Raw genomic sequence first — 17,532 nt, forward strand, 5'->3', positions numbered from 1 at the left:
AAAAGAGGAAGGCATTTCTGCCTTCCTCTTTCCTGAAAACAAGATCCAAACGCTTACGCATTCGGATTTAATACATGTCACCCATACCGCCACCTGGCATTGCTGGGGCCTTGGGCTCTTTTTCCGGAATATCAGCAATCATGACTTCAGTTGTCAGCATCAGGCTTGAAACAGACGCCGCATTTTGAAGCGCTGAGCGGGTGACCTTTGTCGGGTCAATGATTCCAGCCTGAATCATGTCAACATAAGTTTCTGAAGCCGCATCAAATCCCATCGTACCTTTTTCAGAGCGAACTCTCTGGACCACAACGGAACCTTCAAGTCCGGCATTCTGTGAGATCTGACGAAGGGGCTCTTCAAGTGCTCGGCGAATAATGTTGACACCGATCTTCTGATCTCCTGTGGCCTGAACGGAGTTCAGTGCATCGATAGAGCGAAGAAGTGCAACACCGCCACCTGGAACGATACCCTCTTCCACAGCTGCCTTGGTTGCATGAAGGGCATCTTCAACACGAGCTTTCTTTTCTTTCATTTCGGTTTCTGTTGCAGCACCAACATTGATGACGGCAACTCCACCAACGATCTTGGCAAGACGCTCCTGGAGCTTTTCGCGATCATAATCAGAGGTGGACTCTTCTATCTGATTTTTGATCTGCTTGACACGAGCCTGAATCTTGGCATGCTCACCAGCTCCCTCGACGATAGTGGTATTATCCTTGTCGATGGTCACTCTCTTGGCACGTCCGAGATCTGTAAGCTTGATGCTTTCGAGCTTGATTCCGAGATCCTCGGCAATCATGGTACCGCCAGTCAATGTGGCGATGTCCTCAAGCATGGCTTTTCTGCGATCACCAAAACCAGGAGCTTTGACTGCAGCAACCTGAAGTGTTCCACGAAGCTTGTTCACAACAAGCGTTGCAAGAGCTTCACCTTCAACTTCTTCTGCGATGATCATGATTGGTTTGCCCATTTTGGCAGTCTGCTCAAGAATCGGCAGAAGATCCTTCATGCTGCTGATTTTCTTTTCATGGATCAGGATATATGGATTTTCAAGGCTGACTTCCATGCGATCCTGGTCGGTAATGAAATATGGCGAGGTATAACCTCTGTCGAACTGCATACCTTCCACAACATCAAGAGAGGTTGTCATGCTTTTTGCTTCTTCAACAGTGATAACACCGTCTTTGCCAACCTTGTCCATTGCATCTGCAATCAAACGACCAATTTCAGGATCATTATTTGCAGAAATTGTCGCGATTTGAGCAATTTCTTTTTTATCCTGGCAAGGCTTGGACATTTTCTTCAGCTCAGCAATGACAGCCTGGACAGCAAGATCAATTCCTCTCTTCAGATCCATGGAATTGGCACCGGCAGTCACGTTCTTCACACCTTCCCGGTAGATCGCATGGGCCAAAACGGTGGCTGTGGTGGTACCATCGCCAGCAATGTCACTTGTTTTGGAAGCAACTTCTTTAACAAGCTGGGCACCCATGTTCTCAAAAGGATCTTTGAGCTCAATCTCCTTGGCTACGGTCACGCCGTCCTTTGTAATGGTAGGGGCTCCAAATTTCTTTTCAATCACAGCATTTCTGCCCTTTGGACCCAGTGTTACCTTAACTGCATCGGCTAGAGCGGTCACACCACGAAGAATCGAGGAACGAGCGCTTTCACTGTAGCTCATTTGTTTTGCCATTTAAGAAAACCTCCCTGAAAAGTTTGAGATCATTTAGCTCCAAAAATAATGAGAAAAATCCAAAGAGACTCAACCCATCATTTGAAGATGGATCAGGCGGTCAAGACTCCGAGAATATCTTCTTCCTTCAGGATCAGATATTCAGTGCCTTCCATCGTGATTTTTGAACCGGAATATTTATCGAAAAGGACAATCTCCCCAACCTTAAGCGACTTCACTTCATCGCCGATTCCTTCGACTTTCCCCTTCTGGGGCTTTTCCTTAGCCGCATCAGGTATATAAAGGCCACCCTGAGTTTTTTCGGCCTCCTCGGAATAACTTACAAAAACACGATCCTTCAACGGTTTAAACTTCATCGATCCTCCTCCTTTAAGATGAATAACGCTTCTCTTGTGGTGATTAGCACTCACCCCTCATGAGTGATAATAGAATACCAGAGGTCCAATTCCTTTGCAAGGGGAAATCCAGTGTGCCATACATTCAGGCGATAAAATGGCCTTGAAATCAAAAAGGGGGAAGGAGATATCTATCCCCTTCCCCCTCAAAAAAACACTCCACATGACTAGCGCGAAGCCACCAGATCCTTATCCAGAATACGTATAGCCGCCTGAACTTGGGTATCATCTTTCATTGGAATTCTCCCCATAGGAAGATGATACTGGACATTTGACTTGGGAATATGGATTGTTGCTTCTGCTCCATCCGGATTCAGAAAGTGATGCTTCAGATCCACTTCTCTAGGCACCTTGATCGACTTCATTCCTTTTGGGATAACCTCTTTCACGATCACATCCGGGGTGATTCCATAATCCTGGATGGAACGTCCGGAAGGCGTAAAATAACGAGCTGTCGTGAGACGCAATGCAGATCCGTCAAACAATGGCAAAATAGTCTGTACGGATCCTTTCCCGAAACTTTGGGTTCCTAGGATTGTTGCCCGATGATAGTCCTGAAGTGCTCCGGAAAGAATCTCCGCTGCAGAGGCAGACTCCGTATTTACAAGGACAACAATGGGGAAATGCTCAAAAGGTTTTTCATTTCTCGCATGGAATGCGTGAAACTGGCGACGTCCTTTCATCGAAACAACAACCTTGTGTTCCGGAAGGAAAAGAGAGGCCGAATCCACAGCATCATTCAACAATCCTCCAGGATTATTGCGGAGATCGATAATCAGGGCCTTCATTCCCTGGCTCCTCAATTCAACAATGGCCTTTCCCATATCGCGCGCATTGTTTTCGGAAAACTCCCTGTCGAGGATATAACCGATTGTCGGAGAGATCATTTTTGCCTTGACTGTATGAATTTGAATCACTTCCCTGACAACGTTGAAATCCTTGGCTTCAAAAACACCTTTTCGGCGAATGGTCAAAGTCACCGCAGTACCGACACGGCCTCTCATCAAGTGAACAGATTGAGCCAATCCCAGCTTTTCGGTTGACAATCCGTTGACTTTGACAATTTGATCACCAGCCTTGATTCCGGCTCTCTCCGCCGGAGCATTGGGGATAGGTGACTGAACAATGATCTTTTTCCCTCTTGTGGTGATCTTGATCCCAACTCCCCCAAACTGTCCCTTCGTATCAATTTCCAACTCGTGATATTCCTGGGGAGTCATGTATTCGGAATGAGGATCCAGCGAAGCGACCATACCCTTTATCGCTGATGTCAGGACAGGCTTGCCTGAAAGAGGGTCAACATAATCCTTTTGAATCAAGGAATAAACCATTGATAAGACTTTTAATGATTTATCCGTCCCTCCATCGGCAAAAACAGCGTGACCGACCCCACCAACAAGGATGCCAATTGCCAACACAAGAAAAACCCTACTGGTTTTCATGACCATCTTCCACATTTTCTATCACGATCCTTCTTTTACAGGGTTTCATGGTTTTCCCCATTTCTTGCTGCACCTCCAAATGACTCACCTGAGGTAATCCCATATTGACCTAAACAAATTCACTATGACCAAGGATCCAATGATAGGTGACAATGAAGTCCTGATATAATAAGGACATCACAGAAGAAAAAGAGGAAAGTCCATTTCCGTACTCCAAAAACTGACTCTTTTCAGAGTATCACCCTATTCTCCAATCGGCAAGGGATTTAAGAAAAGAGTGTTATCTTGAGAGATAAGGAACTGGATTAACAGGGTTACCACCATGTGTCAGTCCAAAAAATAATGTATCTTTCCCATGTGACCCGCCACCTCCCGCATATCCAATGACAGCCCCTTTTGAAATGTTCTCTCCTTTCTTCACAGCGATTCGGCCTAAATGTCCGTAAAGAGAATAGATATGATTTCCATGATCAAGAATCACCATTTGTCCATATCCGGTATAGTGACGGGCAAAAATAACCTGTCCGTCACCAGAGGAGTGAATGACCTCTCCTGGGTGGACACGAATATCCACACCATCATGAAAATGTCCAAAGCCTTCAACGATCTCTCCTCTAACTGGCCATTTGAGGCTTCCCGGCAGAAGATGAAGTCGTTTAATAGCATGAAAATGGGTTCGATAGTGGGATGAGATTGCTTCAAGATGCTGAATCAGGTGAAGTAAATGCCGTTTCTTGCGCTCGATCCGGGTATCATCTTTCTTCAATCTCTTTTCCATTACAAGAAGATGCTTAAGCTCATTTCTCATCGAATTCATTTTGGATCTTTCTCTTGCCTCTTTTTTGATCGTCTTCTGTCTATCGGCCAAGAGACGTTTTTTTTTCATCCTCCACGAAGAAAGCTCATTAATAGAGCGAATCTCATTGCTCTTCTCGATAGCAATCCTTTTGGAGAGTGTATTCTGACGGGAAGAGAGAGAAAGAAGGGCAATCTTGTAAAAGAGAGGGGAAGGTGCTTGGTCAAGCTCGATCAAATACCCCTTGAGCGCATCAGAGAGGTAGGCAAACCTGGTCTTTTCCAGTTGATTCCGATCAGACTCCAGTAAGAGTTTTTCGGAACTGATCTTGTTGTTGAAAAAGTCCAGCTTTCTATTCATTCGGATAAGATCGATCCTTGCATTTTCAATTTTGACATGCAAGTTCTCCTTATCCATTTTCAACTCCAATATCCGATACTTCAAATCCTGGCCTTTGGAACGGAATCGGATCTCCTTTCTGTGATTACGAATCCACTCCTTTCTTAATCGATTGTATTCACTGCGATGTTGATGCAACTCTTCCTGCAGTTTTTTAATGGAATGATGAGACTCCGATGCCAGGGATGGCTGAACACAAGGAAAAACAAAAAAAGAAATTAGTGTGAGAGCAATACCCTGCGCCAAAATTTTCCCAGCTGAAAAGACAACCACCCGAGCCCCCCGCCAATGACCGGAAAAGAAAAGAAAAAATAAACCCACTTAGAATGGATTCCAAGCTGAGAGGATGCAAGGAATGGATCCAGAGAGGGACTATAAAGAGCCGGGTGAGCCAGAAAAAGAAGAATACATGCTCCCAAGGCAGCAAAAAAACCCAAACGAAAACCTTCTCGGTTAAACGAGAAAGAAGAAGGATCCGATTGTTTCCAAAAAGAATTTCCAGAAGGATCCACTGCACCGGCATCCTTCTCGGTAACACCCCCCAAAAAACTCCAAAAAAGGATCAGCATCAAGACCACAAGTCCTAATAGCATGAGTCCAGAGCGTTTAAGATGAATCATTAAAAGGTCTAATGAGTCAAGTTTTTCCGCCCAAGGCAAATTGTCTTCAACAAGAAGCACATGTCTATTTCCAGAAAGAATTTTGTGAATGGAAAGGGCTTGATCAGCCAGTGTCACCCTCTCTCCCCTATTGTTTTTTCCCATTGAAAGAGTCAGAAGGATCATCTTTTTAGTTGTTCCAGAGATCGGATCACTTATTGAAGGCTGTGCGAACTGATTCACTTCATCCAGAGAAAGGGGTTTGATATTGGTCGTGATAAAAGATAGCTGACCAAAAATCTTTTGATAGTCCGAATTCGAGATCTTCTGATCTAGAACAACAACCATATGAGTATTCTCAAGAGAAGATGTCCTGATTTGTTCGACCATCAGAAAAGAAGAAATCATCCATAAGAAAACGCAAAAGAGCAATGAAAAAAAGGTAATTGAAACAAATTGTCTGAAAAAAGAATAAGAACGGATCATCCCCCTAAATCTCCATTTGATAAGATTAAAGGGGTTATAATATGAGGACGGCTGTCATCGGAAAGGATCTTCAAACGGAAATTCCCTCTCAAGGAATGCGGGATACGCACAAGAAAGACGCAAGGATCTTCATTTGGGAGTCAGAAACGTTTTGGAAAATGTTTTACGATGCAAGCGAGTGAGCCCATTCTTCTTCATTTGATCCCTGTGCTCGGCAGTGCCGTAACCTTTATTTTTTGAAAAGCCGTAACCAGGAAATAAAGAGTCCATTTCATTCATCAATTGGTCGCGGGTGACCTTTGCCATTATGGAAGCTGCGGCAATCGACAGCACCAGTCGATCTCCGCCAACAATGGACTTCTGCTTCATATTTTCATAAGGAGTACCTGAAAAATAGCGGGAGGGGATAGATTCATTTCCATCGACAAGAAGAATGTCAGGGGCCTCTTTTAAGGAAAGGATCGCCCTCTTCATGGCCAGGAATGTTCCTTCTCTGATATTCATCGAGTCAATTTCTGCAACCGAAGCTTCACCAAAAGTACAACTGGGAGCCCAACGATCAAGATACTTGAAAATGCGCTCCCGAGCCGACGGTGTCAAGACTTTTGAATCAGTAATACCAAGGCCTAAAAAATCCTGTACGGAAGGGGTCAAGACCACACACGAGACGACAACTGGACCAGCGATAGCCCCCCGACCAACCTCATCAACTGCTGCTATTCTGAAACAGCCTTGAGCTAAAAGAGATTGTTCAAGTGAGCCATCGGGTCGCTTATGTGGCAAAAAACTATCCTTTGGGCTCTCTTCGGGTCTCGACTTCTTTCAGCCTGGCAGCCTTCCCTTTCTTCGTTCTCAAGAAGTACAACTTTGCCCGTCTTACCTTACCAACCCTGATCCGCTCGATTTTAATGATCTGGGGAGAGTGAAGAGGGAAAATACGTTCAACGCCGACACCGAAAGAAATCTTTCTGACAGTCATCATCGAGCGGGTGCCTCCCCCCCTTAATGCGATGACAACGCCCTCAAAAACCTGAATACGCTCTTTTTCACCTTCCACAATTTTCAAATGAACCCTGACGGTCTCCCCGATTCTTGCTTCCGGTGGATTTTCTTTCATATAGAGCTGCTCAACTTGATCAATGACATTCATTACGTTCAATCCTTTCTTGTTGTTCTTGAGGGGCAACAGCCATTTCTGATTTTTTTCTGGAAATGGCCCGGAGATCCGGGCGAACCCGATCTCTCTTTTCACGTGCTTTTTCAGAGCGATACTGCTGGATCCGAAGATGATGCCCTGAAAGAAGGACTTCGGGAACAGCCAACCCCTCATAATCCGGGGGGCGCGTATACTGTGGAAAATCAAAATCTTCAGAAGCAGAAAATGTTTCTGTCATCACAGATTGATGGTCAGAGAGAACACCCGGAATCAATCTTACCACAGCGTCAATCATGGCAAGTGCCGGAATTTCTCCTCCGGTTAAAACATAATCTCCGATGGTCCACTCTTCAAACGGGTGTGCCAACAATACCCGTTCGTCAATTCCTTCATAGTGGCCGCACAAAAAAAGAACCGGACGAGGATCCTCTGCCCAACTCCATGCAACAGATTGATTAAAGATCTGTCCCTGAGGGGACGGATATACAAGTCTCACACTTCCTGGCGGAGATGGGTCAAAACCCGTTAGAGCCGAAGAGGCCGCTCTTATCGCCCGAAAAATGGGATCCGGACGAAGAATCATTCCAGAACCACCGCCATAGGGGTAGTCATCGGTTGAGCGATAACGTCCAGTACCAAAATCCCGCAAGTTCCACATCCGGTACTCAGCAAGATTTTTTTCCCTGGCCCTTTTCAAAATACTGAAATCAAGCATTCCAGCCAGAGCATCGGGGAAAAGGGTAATCAGGCCGAAGGATCTAGGACTTTCCATCGAACATGAACCTCCCGGGCGTTTCGGTCAACAAGCGGGACCAGCGGTTCAACAAATGGAACCAACACTTCTACTCCATTTGAATCCACCGACAGGATATCCTGACCAGGACGCTCATAAAACCCCGAGACAACCCCAACAGACTGTCCGGAATCAATGTCGATAACAGACATTCCTTCCAGATCGGAAATCAGGTAAACATTTTCATCCGTAGGAACCCAAGGAAGCGCGTTGCCCAAACAAATAGCCCAACCTGAACGTTCCTTGGCTGACTCTGGGGAATCAATCCCTTCCAGACTGAGAAGAAGCGAGTCCTTCCCTTCCGTCTTTTTGCATTCAAGAAGCTTGCGCGGCTCAATCGCTCCAAGCGGCGACTTAAGAACGAACGTGGCGCCGAGATCTTTTAAAAAGCGATTTGGATTATCACTTAATAAATGTGCAAAAAAAAACCTTTCAGCCCCCAAGATCGACCGACCTTCGCAACAACAAGCGTAGTATCCAGAGATTCAACCTTGTTGTCCAAGAATCACCTCCCGAAAAGATCAGGCAAAACCTATTATGGTTTTGCCTTACGGATAAGACGAGCCACTGTATCTGTTGGCATTGCTCCCTTTTGGAGCCATGACTCAAGCTTCTCGGTTTTAAAAGTCACCTGATCATTGTCTCTTGGAGAGTAAGCTCCGACAATATCCAGAAAGCGACCATCTCTGGGGCACCGGGAATCAGCAACAACAATGCGATAGACAGGGCTCTTTTTTCTTCCAAGTCGGGAAAGACGAATTCTTACTGACAAAATAATCTCCTTAGCTTAAATTGAATATCCAAAAGCCTCTCCTTATGACTAAAAGGGAAGCATCGAACGCAAGGCTCTTTTACCATTTGGCTTAAGGGCTGTGCGCATCATTTTTCTCACTTGTTCGAACTGACGCAATACCTGATTGACCACTTGCACAGTTGTGCCCGAACCGGAAGCAATTCTTCTTCTTCGGCTCCCATCAATAATCTCGGGAGAATTCCTTTCTTTCTTGGTCATGGACAAGATAACGGCTTCGGTCCTCTTCATCTCTTTCTCAACCACACCCATGTCCAGCTTATCCTTGACACTTGATGCACCAGGAATCATCGATAATATATCATTAACAGATCCCATTTTTCGCATCGTGCGGATCTGATCCAGAAAATCATCAAACGTGATCTGGTTTTTCGTAACCCGATTGACCATTTTCTCAGCATCTTCTTTGGTAACTGCATGCTGAGCCTTTTCAATAAGGGTCTGGATATCTCCCATTCCGATAATTCTGGAAGCGACCCTGTCCGGATAGAATGGTTCCAGTCTATCCGTCTTTTCTCCCGTACCAATGAACTTGATTGGCTTTCCAAGGACGCTTCGAATTGACAAGATTGCACCAGCTCTTGCGTCACCATCAAGTTTGGTGAAGATCAATCCATCAAGGCCAATCTTCTGGTCAAATGCCTGTGCAACTCGAACAGATTCCTGACCGGTCATTGCGTCAAGAACAAGGAGGGACTCTTTTGGGTTGTAAAGAGCCTTCAGTTCTTTAAGCTCTTGCATAAGATCTTCATCGATCGAAAGCCGCCCTGCAGTATCGATGATGACAACCTCGTGCATACCTTCAATCCACCGGCGCCGGACATCCGGATACATATCCTTTGGCCTTGTGACATTCTCCTTTGGCAAAACAACAGGAACACCAACCTGCTCGCCCAACACCTTCAGCTGTTCGACAGCTGCGAGACGTTGGAGATCCGATGCCACCATCAGGACACGTTTTCCCGATTGTCGGAAATGATATGCAAGCTTCGCAACGGTTGTGGTTTTACCGGAACCTTGCAGTCCCATCAGGAAGATAATTGTGGGGGGCTTTGAGGAGAGCTGTATATTTGACTTATTCTCTCCAAGAATCCGGACAATCTCAAGGTAGAGCTCCTTCAAAACCGTCTCGACAGGAGTCATTGCTTTTGCAATCTCTGCGCCGACTAACTTCTGGCGCAATGCATCGACAAGCTTTGTGACAACGTCAAGTGTCACATCGGCTTCGAGAAGAGCTATCCGGATCTCCTGAAGTGTTTCCGCAACCTGAGATTCAGTCAGAAGACCTTTTCCGGTGATTTTTCTCAGAATTTGATCAAAACGCTGCGACAATCCTTCAAACATCAGATTGTTCTTTTTGTAAGATTTTTCATTCTGGCCTTCAAAACTTTTCCTTGACGGAAAACAAGACTACGACGAGAACCGACCTGGACAGAAGCCCCTGTTCTTGGGTTCCTCGCTATTCTGGCTTTCCTGTGATGAACCTCAAAAACGCCAAATCGCCGAAACTCCAGATTTTCAGCTTCATTAAGGCCTTTCTTCATTCCTTCAACAAAAAGCAGGATCAACCTCCTTGCTTCAGGGATTGAAATACCAGGCATCTCTTCTGCGATTCTTCGAATTAAATCGTCTCTCGTCATGGATCCTCCTAATCAGTAAGAAAAATCACGAATGAGGAATTTCAAAAACCTCGGCCGGGCATGATCGCCCAAAAACCACCGGAACCACCGGTTACGCCTGTCAAATAAGAGGACATCTTCGAGGAAAAAAGCGAATCCAAAAAAGTCTTTTTTGGAAACTCCTTCAACTCAGGTGTTCCAGAAAGATGAGCCATCTGCTGGGCTTTCGAAACGGCATCCCTATAATCACCCAAACCATCAACGAGATGAAGACCCAACGCCATTTTCCCAGTAAAAACCCGTCCATCTGCCAAGGGTTTCAGTGTTTCAACCGGTATTTTTCTGCCCTTTGAAACATCATGTATAAACTGGGCATGAATATTTGCCAAAAGAGTTTGCATGTATTCCTGTTCAGCAGGAGTCATCGGGCGAAATGGAGATCCGGCATCCTTCATTGCTCCAGCCTTCAGCACTTCGCTCTTGATGCCAATCTTGTCCAAAAGATCCTTAAATTCTGCAAGCTCCATGATGACACCAATCGACCCAGTCAGGGAACCAGGGCTCGCCATGATATAGTCCGTACCTGAGGCGATATAGTAAGCACCTGATGCTCCAAGTGTTCCGATAGATGAAATAACAGGCTTTCCTTTTGCCCGAATCTTTCCAACTTCTTCATAAATATCCTGGGACGGAACAACCGCACCACCGGGACTATTTATTCTCAGAATGATGGCCTTGATGGATGGATCCCCATCGAGAGCTCTTAACTGACGGATCGTTTCAGCGGATGATACAATAACCCCTGAAATTCTGACAACTCCAATCCGCGCTCCCCCAATCAGAGGGATACTCTTTCCCATATAAGATGCCATCTGAGCCAAAAGATATACCGAGGCAGTCACAATGATCAACACAAAGATGTATTTGAAGAACTTACCGAGTCTCATCATCATATTTTATCCCGAACGGAAGGGATCCCGCTCAAAGGCAAGCCTTTCTAAAAAGTTGCTGACAGTCCGATGAGTGAAAACATGATTCCAAGAAGGCGAGTATTTATCATAGCGAACCAAGAGGCAAGAATATACATCCCAAGACAAAAAAATTCGTGGCCAGCCTAAGCTAGCCACGAACAAGATCTTTTTTGTCGTGATTTATTCCTCTGAATCTGAGTCTTGCCCTTTTCGGCCTTTTTTGCGAGCCGATTTCATGGCATCTTCCATCGCACTCACTGAAGGAGATGGAGCCGCTGCCACGGGTGTAACTGCAGGTTCTGCCTGATATCCGCCTTCAGGCATCGGCTTTACGGAAAGACCGATTTTCCTTTCAGCTGGATCAAGCTTGATCACACGAACAGAAATGGTTGAGCCTACCTGATAGGACTGATCCAATCGCTGGCCAGACTCAATATCGACCTCGCTGACATGAACGAGTCCTTCGACTCCCTCAGCCAACTCAACAAAGAAGCCGAAATCCATTACTTTGGTAATAACTCCATCAACGGATACGCCAACGGCAAAACGCTCCGGAATTTCAGAGTCCCATGGATCCTGGGAGAGTTGCTTGAAGCCCAGTGACAACCGCTGACGCTCTTTCTCAATCTTAAGGACAGCAACCTCAACCTTCTGGCCTTTCTTAAAGAGTTCAGAAGGATGACGAACGTGCTTTGTCCAGGACATATCCGAAATATGAATCAAGCCGTCAATTCCCTCATCAAGACCAACAAATGCACCAAAGTCGGTCAAGCTCTTGACCTTCCCGGACACAACGGTCCCGATCGGATAACGCTCTTCAACACTATCCCAAGGGTTAGGTCCAAGCTGCTTCAATCCAAGAGAAATCTTGCGATTCTTCTCGTCAATCTTCAGGACGCGGGCCTCAACAACATCCCCGACATTCATAATCTTGCTGGGGTGCTTGACTTCATGATTCCAGCTCATTTCCGTCACATGCATCAAGCCCTCAACACCTGGCTCGATTTCAAGGAAAGCGCCGTAATCCGTAATGGAAACGACCTTGGCTGCAACCTTGGAAAATTCGGGATAACGGGTGGCCACAAGAGTCCAGGGATCTGCACTCAATTGTTTCAGGCCCAGGGAAACCCTTCCGGTATCACGATCATGCTTCAGGACAACAACATTAAGCTTATCGCCGACATTCATCAGATCCTGAGGATTGCTAACGCGCCCCCACGACATATCGGTAATATGCAGAAGACCATCAATGCCACCGAGATCGATGAAGGCACCATAATCGGTGATATTCTTGACAATTCCTTCAAGAACCTCGCCTTCCTTAAGGGCATCCATCGTGACCTTCTTCCGACGATCACGCCACTCTTCAAGAAGAACTCTACGGGAAACAATGATGTTTCCACGCTTTTTGTTCATCTTTATAATGCGAACCTGAATCGTCTGCCCGATCAAGCGATCCATATCCCTCACAGGACGCAGATCGATCTGGGAACCAGGAAGGAATGCCTTGAGACCGACGTCGACGGTCATGCCACCCTTGATACGGGCAACAACCTTACCTTCCATAACATCGCCACGATTGAAGCTTTCCTCAATCGCATCCCAGACCTTCATCCGATCCGCTTTTTCCTTGGACAGGACAAGATTCCCGTGAAGATCTTCCCGTTCCTCAAGATAGACATGGATAATATCGTCCACCTTAAGTCCCTGAATCTCCTCGTCGGAAAATTCTGACTTTGCGATGTGTCCTTCAGACTTGTATCCGATATCAACCACGACTTCATTCGGGTAGATATCAATTACTCGGCCCTCAACAACAGACCCTTCCTCGAGATTTCGGAGAGTCTCTGCATAAAGACTTTCCATCATCTCTGGAGTAAACTCTGACTCCTCAACATTGACTTGATGATCCTGAACTAAATTCTGCTCTTTTGACATTCGAAATGAACCCCCCTGCTCGCCGCATTCTACGGCTTGGAATCTTTTAATCATATCTCAAAAAGATGTGAAAATAAAGCCCTTCCGAAGAGAAGTCCCCAAAGACTCAAAAGATATCCATCAGTAAGAAAATATCTTTGTATATCAAATCATTAACGCACCCCTCCAAAGATTGGCGAGACAGAGCGCTACGCGAATGGAAACCTATGGTCAGAAAGCAGCCATTGACTAGATAAATAATTGTGGGTAAAAAATATGTACTATAATAATTTTGATTCTGGATTCTTTCTGGGGGAGATTCCGTACATTAAAAAAATACAGTCCGATTCCAATCGATGCGTATAGAGATTCAGGAATAACGGGGTGGCTCACTTTTAGGTGATGGGAACGCACTCATCACACTCACAATGGATGGATTCTGTGGAAAGCATAATGACCATAACGCTTAGTGAACTCAGGGATATGATCAGAAAAACCGTCTCCATCGGTGGAGTCGTTTTCTGGGTCGTCGCAGAAACGGATTCCATAGCCAATCCGCTCGATCTGATCTCCAGCAATGGACTCTCCCGAAATGAATGGGAGAGCATTATGCACAACATTTTCATTTGCCGAGGATTCAACGTCCAGCAGACTCAATCCATCCTCTCCCGTTTATCAAACAGGCTCGCTTCAGAAAAATCCCTTTCCATATGTCTTTTCTCCGGATTCCCCCAAGACAATAACACCTCTCATAAGAGGCGATTGAAAAATATGCTCGTTTCTCAAATGGAGCTGATCGTAAAACAGCGTGGAAAACCGAGCATTATCAGCTTCATTCTCGGACCGGACAGCATCAATAGTCTCTCATCCCCTCAAAACATTGAGGCATTTTTATCATTCATAAACGCTTATCAAAACCCATCAAGGGAAATCTTATCTGGAGAACAAAACATCATGGGAAAATCGACCCCAACATTCAGAGAACTCGTCCAACTCGAAAAACAATTATGGAACAACTACACACATTCATTGTCGCGAGAAGAAAAAAAACGATTTGAACGGCTGTTCAACAAAGCTCTCTTTCTTTCCCCTGCAGCAGGAGAAATGGCTGGAAAAAAAGACCCTTTGATGCTCATGATCATGAACATATTCATGGAAATGGAATCCCGAATTGAAAAGCTTGAGGAAGAACACTCAGGAAAAATCTTTCCAGAGGAACGATGATCCACGATATTCCGAATGATACAGCCTATCTTTTCGATGTAACAGAAGAACTGGAAACGATCGGGGTATGGATTCTCCCTTCTGGCAAAAAAGAGATTCTCTATCTCCCTGATGACAGCTTCAAACCTTCCATCATCGCCAGAGGGTCGTCGAAACAATGTCAGGAATTTTTGAAAACACTCGATCCCATCGCTTCATCCATAGAAATCAAAAACTCCGTATGGCACGATCTTGAAACAGGAAAAGATGTTTCATGCATGGAGATCATATTTCTCCATCTGCACTCTTTCCGTCGGTTTCAAAGATCAGCAGAGCAATATCGAAATAGCCCCATCTCTCTCTACAACATCGATATAGACATTCTTCAGCGTTATTTTTACACAAAAAACCTCTATCCGCTTTGCCCTATCCAGATCCATAAAAAAACATCTGAACAGGGCTACTTGATCCATCGGGAAGATTCTCAACAATCGCCCCTTGAAGATCTCTCTGCACTCAATATCCTTTCAATGAAAATCTCTTCCGATACACTTATTCTCTGCGATGAACATGAAGAACGCATTCTTGAAGAAAGAGGAAGCGCACTCAAGAGTTATCTGGAACACATTTTCAAAACTCACAACCCCGACATCCTGATGACAATCGGGGGAGATAATGCTTTGTTTCCGCTGTTTAAAAGAATCGGAATGCAGCCACCTCATAGAAAAACCACTTCACCGATCAAAAAAGGTCTTTCTGCAGAAAACAAACCTCATCTCCGGGGGCGATGGCATCTCGATACGAAAACATCTTTTTTCTTAAAAGAATCAGGACTTCCCGGCCTGTTGGAAGTCAGTCGCTTTGCACAGACAGACCTTCAGGGTCTTGCTCGCTCAACCCCAGGGAAAGCCATCTCGTCCGCACAACTGGCACATGCATTTCAAAGAAAGATTTTAATTCCCTGGAAAAGACAATCCGTCGAACACTTCTCCCGCGCATCGGATTTGCTGAAAAAAGATCGGGGAGGAATGGTGCTGATTCCTAGAAGCGGAGTCCACAATCAGGTTGCTGAAATCGATTTTTCCTCCATGTATCCATCACTGATGGTCGAAAAAAATATTTCCCCTGAAACAATCAATACAACCTGTTGCACCGGCACTCCAGTACCCAACAGCCCCCACCGGATATGCTGCTGCCGGAAAGGATTCATACCTGAGGTCCTTCTCCCCATCCTTAAAAAACGCCTGTATCTTAAAAACCTTAAGATACAAACGCTTGATCAGCAAGATCGGGAGAACCTAGACTCACGCCAAAAAGCTCTCAAGTGGATTCTTGTTGTCTGTTTTGGATATCTTGGTTATCACAATGCTCGATTTGGAAGCGTCGAAGCACATGAGTGTGTAACCGCATGGGGAAGAGAAACGCTGCTTGTTGCCAGAGATCTTGTCGAAGACTCCGGATATAAAGTTATTCATGGCATCGTTGATGCATTATGGTTTGGCCCTGTTGCACCTGACCATAAAACACAGCTCGATCACCTTTTCGCAGCAATCGAAAGCAAAACGGGAGTGGCAATCCTTATGGAAGGCATTTATGACTGGATTGCCTTTCCACGGGGATCAGCCGATCCGGAAAGAGCAAGCTCGACAAAGTACTTTGGAAAGTTTTCAGACGGAAGGATCAAATGCAGGGGAATAATGTCCAGACAATCTTCAACGCCTGGGTTCATCAGGGACGTTCAGGAAGAAATTCTGGAAAAAATGGGACACTATCACTCCACATCAGAAATCATTGAAGCGATTCCATCCCTTTTGGCCCAATCATTGGAAAAGAAGTCGGATCTGAATGACAGGCTCGTCCCGTTAAAAGATCTTCTTATCAATATTCGTTTATCCAAAAACCTATCCGACTATAAAAAAATGACGGATTTTGTCAGGGCTGCTCAAAAAAAAGGATCGGATGATACTGCTGGTACAAGGATCCAATACTGGCTAGCCGGCCGTCATTCGGGATACATGGGGGACCATGTGGTTGCCGATGGCAGCCATGAGGTTCCCACGATTGATGTCGAGGAATACCAGAGACTTTTAGAAAAAGCGGTTCTGGAAGTTCTCGATCCATTCATCAACTTACCCGCCACTCAGCCGAGGCTGTAGTGGGAGATTTAAATTTCAAGCGTTCGATTCAGACTGCGATAGACCGATTGATTGCGGCCTTGAAGCGAGTGTTCCGTGCGGCATTGATGTCCGCATGTTCGGTGTGGTTACAGGTCAAACAGGAGAATTGGTCTTGAGACTTTCGGTTGTTTTGTTCGCAATGTCCACAGACAGAGCATATGCGGGAGGTATTCCGTGGATCGACCAAAACCACGGAAACGCCTTCCAGAACAGCCTTGTAGGCGATAAAGCGTCTCAACTGGTCAAGTCCATTTTCCGAATCGTTCCTTTTGGCTCTTTCCAACCATTGTCCGGCCGTTGAATCCCTTGAGATCCTCAAGGGCGATACCACGTCCGGCGCCTTTTGCCTTGGAAACGATTCGTTTGGAAAGACAGTGATTCGTGTCTTTTTTCAATCGCGCTTCTTTGCCAGACACTTTTTTCAGGGTGTGGATCTTTTCCCGAACCTGATCCACCCTTTCTCCGGAGAACGATTCTCCATCGGAGTCGGTGGAGAGATTCACAATGCCCATATCGATTCCGAGACACTCTTCGGGATCATAGGGTGTTCCGTCCGGAACATCGATCACGAGATTCAGGAAGAATTTCCCGCCGGAGGTGGTGAGATCCGCCTGTCCGAGCATCTTGTTCCGGTCGAGCGGAGCGTAATGGCCGAAGATCAGCGGAACGGTGATCCGTCCGTGGACCGTGGCCATGGAAGCGTGGGAGAGGGACTTGAAAGACAGAAGACGCTTGTCGTATTCCATGGCCGAATGCTTTTTGAAAGAATGGAGCGTTTTCTTCTCCGTCCTGTAGCTGCCGGAGACCTTGGCAATGGCCCGGACGATCATCTGGGAGGTGAGGGCGGGAAACATCTCCTTCGCTTCAAAATAGACCAGATGGTGGAGTTTCATCTGGTAAGGTGTTCCGGCCTCGAAGGACTTTCTGGAAATCCAGTTGCAGGCCTCCTTGAAGGTCTCGATCGTCTCCAGAAGAGACTTGGCCTGTTCTTTGGTCGGGGTCAGTTTGGCCTTCAATATTTTTTTCATAGACCCATCACAGGAAACATTGTTTCCTGTCTCAATTCCTAACAGAT

At 45.8% G+C, this 17,532-nt stretch carries 18 protein-coding genes; 2 read left to right on the top strand and 16 right to left on the bottom strand.

Going from position 1 to position 17,532, the window contains the following annotated elements:
- Nucleotides 1-67: 67 nt before the first annotated feature.
- From groL to LFE_RS07900, 14 genes are all read right to left on the bottom strand, one after another.
- Complete coding sequence (gene groL / locus LFE_RS07835; protein WP_014449688.1) at nt 68-1,693, bottom strand: chaperonin GroEL; 1,626 nt, start codon at nt 1,691-1,693, stop codon at nt 68-70.
- A 92-nt stretch (nt 1,694-1,785) separates the two neighbouring features.
- Entirely contained in the window at nt 1,786-2,049 is a 264-nt protein-coding gene (locus tag LFE_RS07840) for a co-chaperone GroES (RefSeq protein ID WP_014449689.1), read from the bottom strand.
- A 206-nt stretch (nt 2,050-2,255) separates the two neighbouring features.
- Nucleotides 2,256-3,530 (bottom strand): S41 family peptidase, encoded by a 1,275-nt coding sequence (locus LFE_RS07845; protein WP_148272591.1) that lies wholly within the window; start codon nt 3,528-3,530, stop codon nt 2,256-2,258.
- A 280-nt stretch (nt 3,531-3,810) separates the two neighbouring features.
- On the bottom strand, nt 3,811-4,743 hold the full coding sequence (locus LFE_RS07850; RefSeq protein WP_148272592.1) for a murein hydrolase activator EnvC family protein: 933 nt from the start codon (nt 4,741-4,743) through the stop codon (nt 3,811-3,813).
- A 200-nt stretch (nt 4,744-4,943) separates the two neighbouring features.
- Entirely contained in the window at nt 4,944-5,672 is a 729-nt protein-coding gene (locus LFE_RS07855) for a cell division FtsX domain-containing protein (protein WP_148272593.1), read from the bottom strand.
- A gap of 267 nt (nt 5,673-5,939) precedes the next feature.
- Nucleotides 5,940-6,593 (bottom strand): ribonuclease HII, encoded by a 654-nt coding sequence (locus LFE_RS07860; RefSeq protein WP_014449693.1) that lies wholly within the window; start codon nt 6,591-6,593, stop codon nt 5,940-5,942.
- A 4-nt stretch (nt 6,594-6,597) separates the two neighbouring features.
- Nucleotides 6,598-6,960: a 50S ribosomal protein L19 gene (gene rplS, locus LFE_RS07865; protein ID WP_014449694.1), complete on the bottom strand. Its 363-nt coding sequence runs from the start codon at nt 6,958-6,960 to the stop codon at nt 6,598-6,600.
- Entirely contained in the window at nt 6,947-7,738 is a 792-nt protein-coding gene (gene trmD, locus LFE_RS07870; protein ID WP_014449695.1) for a tRNA (guanosine(37)-N1)-methyltransferase TrmD, read from the bottom strand. The genes rplS and trmD overlap by 14 nt, the downstream gene beginning before the upstream one ends.
- A complete protein-coding gene (rimM, locus tag LFE_RS13155) occupies nt 7,711-8,202 on the bottom strand; it encodes a ribosome maturation factor RimM (RefSeq protein ID WP_014449696.1) in 492 nt (163 codons plus the stop codon). The genes trmD and rimM overlap by 28 nt, the downstream gene beginning before the upstream one ends.
- A 92-nt stretch (nt 8,203-8,294) precedes the next feature.
- The gene (rpsP, locus tag LFE_RS07880) at nt 8,295-8,531 is read right to left on the bottom strand and encodes a 30S ribosomal protein S16 (protein WP_014449697.1); all 237 of its coding nucleotides are present in this window, start codon (nt 8,529-8,531) and stop codon (nt 8,295-8,297) included.
- A 48-nt stretch (nt 8,532-8,579) separates the two neighbouring features.
- Nucleotides 8,580-9,914: a signal recognition particle protein gene (ffh, locus tag LFE_RS07885; RefSeq protein ID WP_014449698.1), complete on the bottom strand. Its 1,335-nt coding sequence runs from the start codon at nt 9,912-9,914 to the stop codon at nt 8,580-8,582.
- On the bottom strand, nt 9,914-10,210 hold the full coding sequence (locus tag LFE_RS07890) for an HU family DNA-binding protein (RefSeq protein ID WP_014449699.1): 297 nt from the start codon (nt 10,208-10,210) through the stop codon (nt 9,914-9,916). Before LFE_RS07890 ends, ffh begins: the two co-directional genes overlap by 1 nt.
- A gap of 41 nt (nt 10,211-10,251) precedes the next feature.
- Complete coding sequence (sppA, locus tag LFE_RS07895; RefSeq protein ID WP_148272594.1) at nt 10,252-11,139, bottom strand: signal peptide peptidase SppA; 888 nt, start codon at nt 11,137-11,139, stop codon at nt 10,252-10,254.
- A 201-nt stretch (nt 11,140-11,340) separates the two neighbouring features.
- A complete protein-coding gene (locus LFE_RS07900) occupies nt 11,341-13,098 on the bottom strand; it encodes a 30S ribosomal protein S1 (RefSeq protein WP_014449701.1) in 1,758 nt (585 codons plus the stop codon).
- Nucleotides 13,099-13,530: 432 nt separating this feature from the next.
- Between LFE_RS07900 and LFE_RS07905 the strand changes: the two genes are divergently transcribed.
- Together LFE_RS07905 and LFE_RS07910 are read left to right on the top strand one after the other, a co-directional pair.
- Nucleotides 13,531-14,301, top strand: a complete 771-nt coding sequence (locus LFE_RS07905) for a hypothetical protein (protein ID WP_041774237.1) — start codon at nt 13,531-13,533, stop codon at nt 14,299-14,301.
- Complete coding sequence (locus LFE_RS07910; protein WP_014449704.1) at nt 14,298-16,436, top strand: DNA polymerase domain-containing protein; 2,139 nt, start codon at nt 14,298-14,300, stop codon at nt 16,434-16,436. Before LFE_RS07905 ends, LFE_RS07910 begins: the two co-directional genes overlap by 4 nt.
- Nucleotides 16,437-16,464: 28 nt before the next feature.
- Here the strand turns inward: LFE_RS07910 and LFE_RS14390 are convergent, their stop codons facing one another.
- On the bottom strand, nt 16,465-16,740 hold the full coding sequence (locus tag LFE_RS14390; RefSeq protein WP_232502512.1) for a transposase: 276 nt from the start codon (nt 16,738-16,740) through the stop codon (nt 16,465-16,467).
- Entirely contained in the window at nt 16,700-17,485 is a 786-nt protein-coding gene (locus LFE_RS07915; RefSeq protein ID WP_014449705.1) for a transposase, read from the bottom strand. The genes LFE_RS14390 and LFE_RS07915 overlap by 41 nt, the downstream gene beginning before the upstream one ends.
- Nucleotides 17,486-17,532: the final 47 nt, after the last annotated feature.

The organism is Leptospirillum ferrooxidans C2-3 (genome assembly GCF_000284315.1).
In the GTDB taxonomy this organism is placed as follows: Bacteria; Nitrospirota; Leptospirillia; order Leptospirillales; family Leptospirillaceae; genus Leptospirillum; species Leptospirillum ferrooxidans.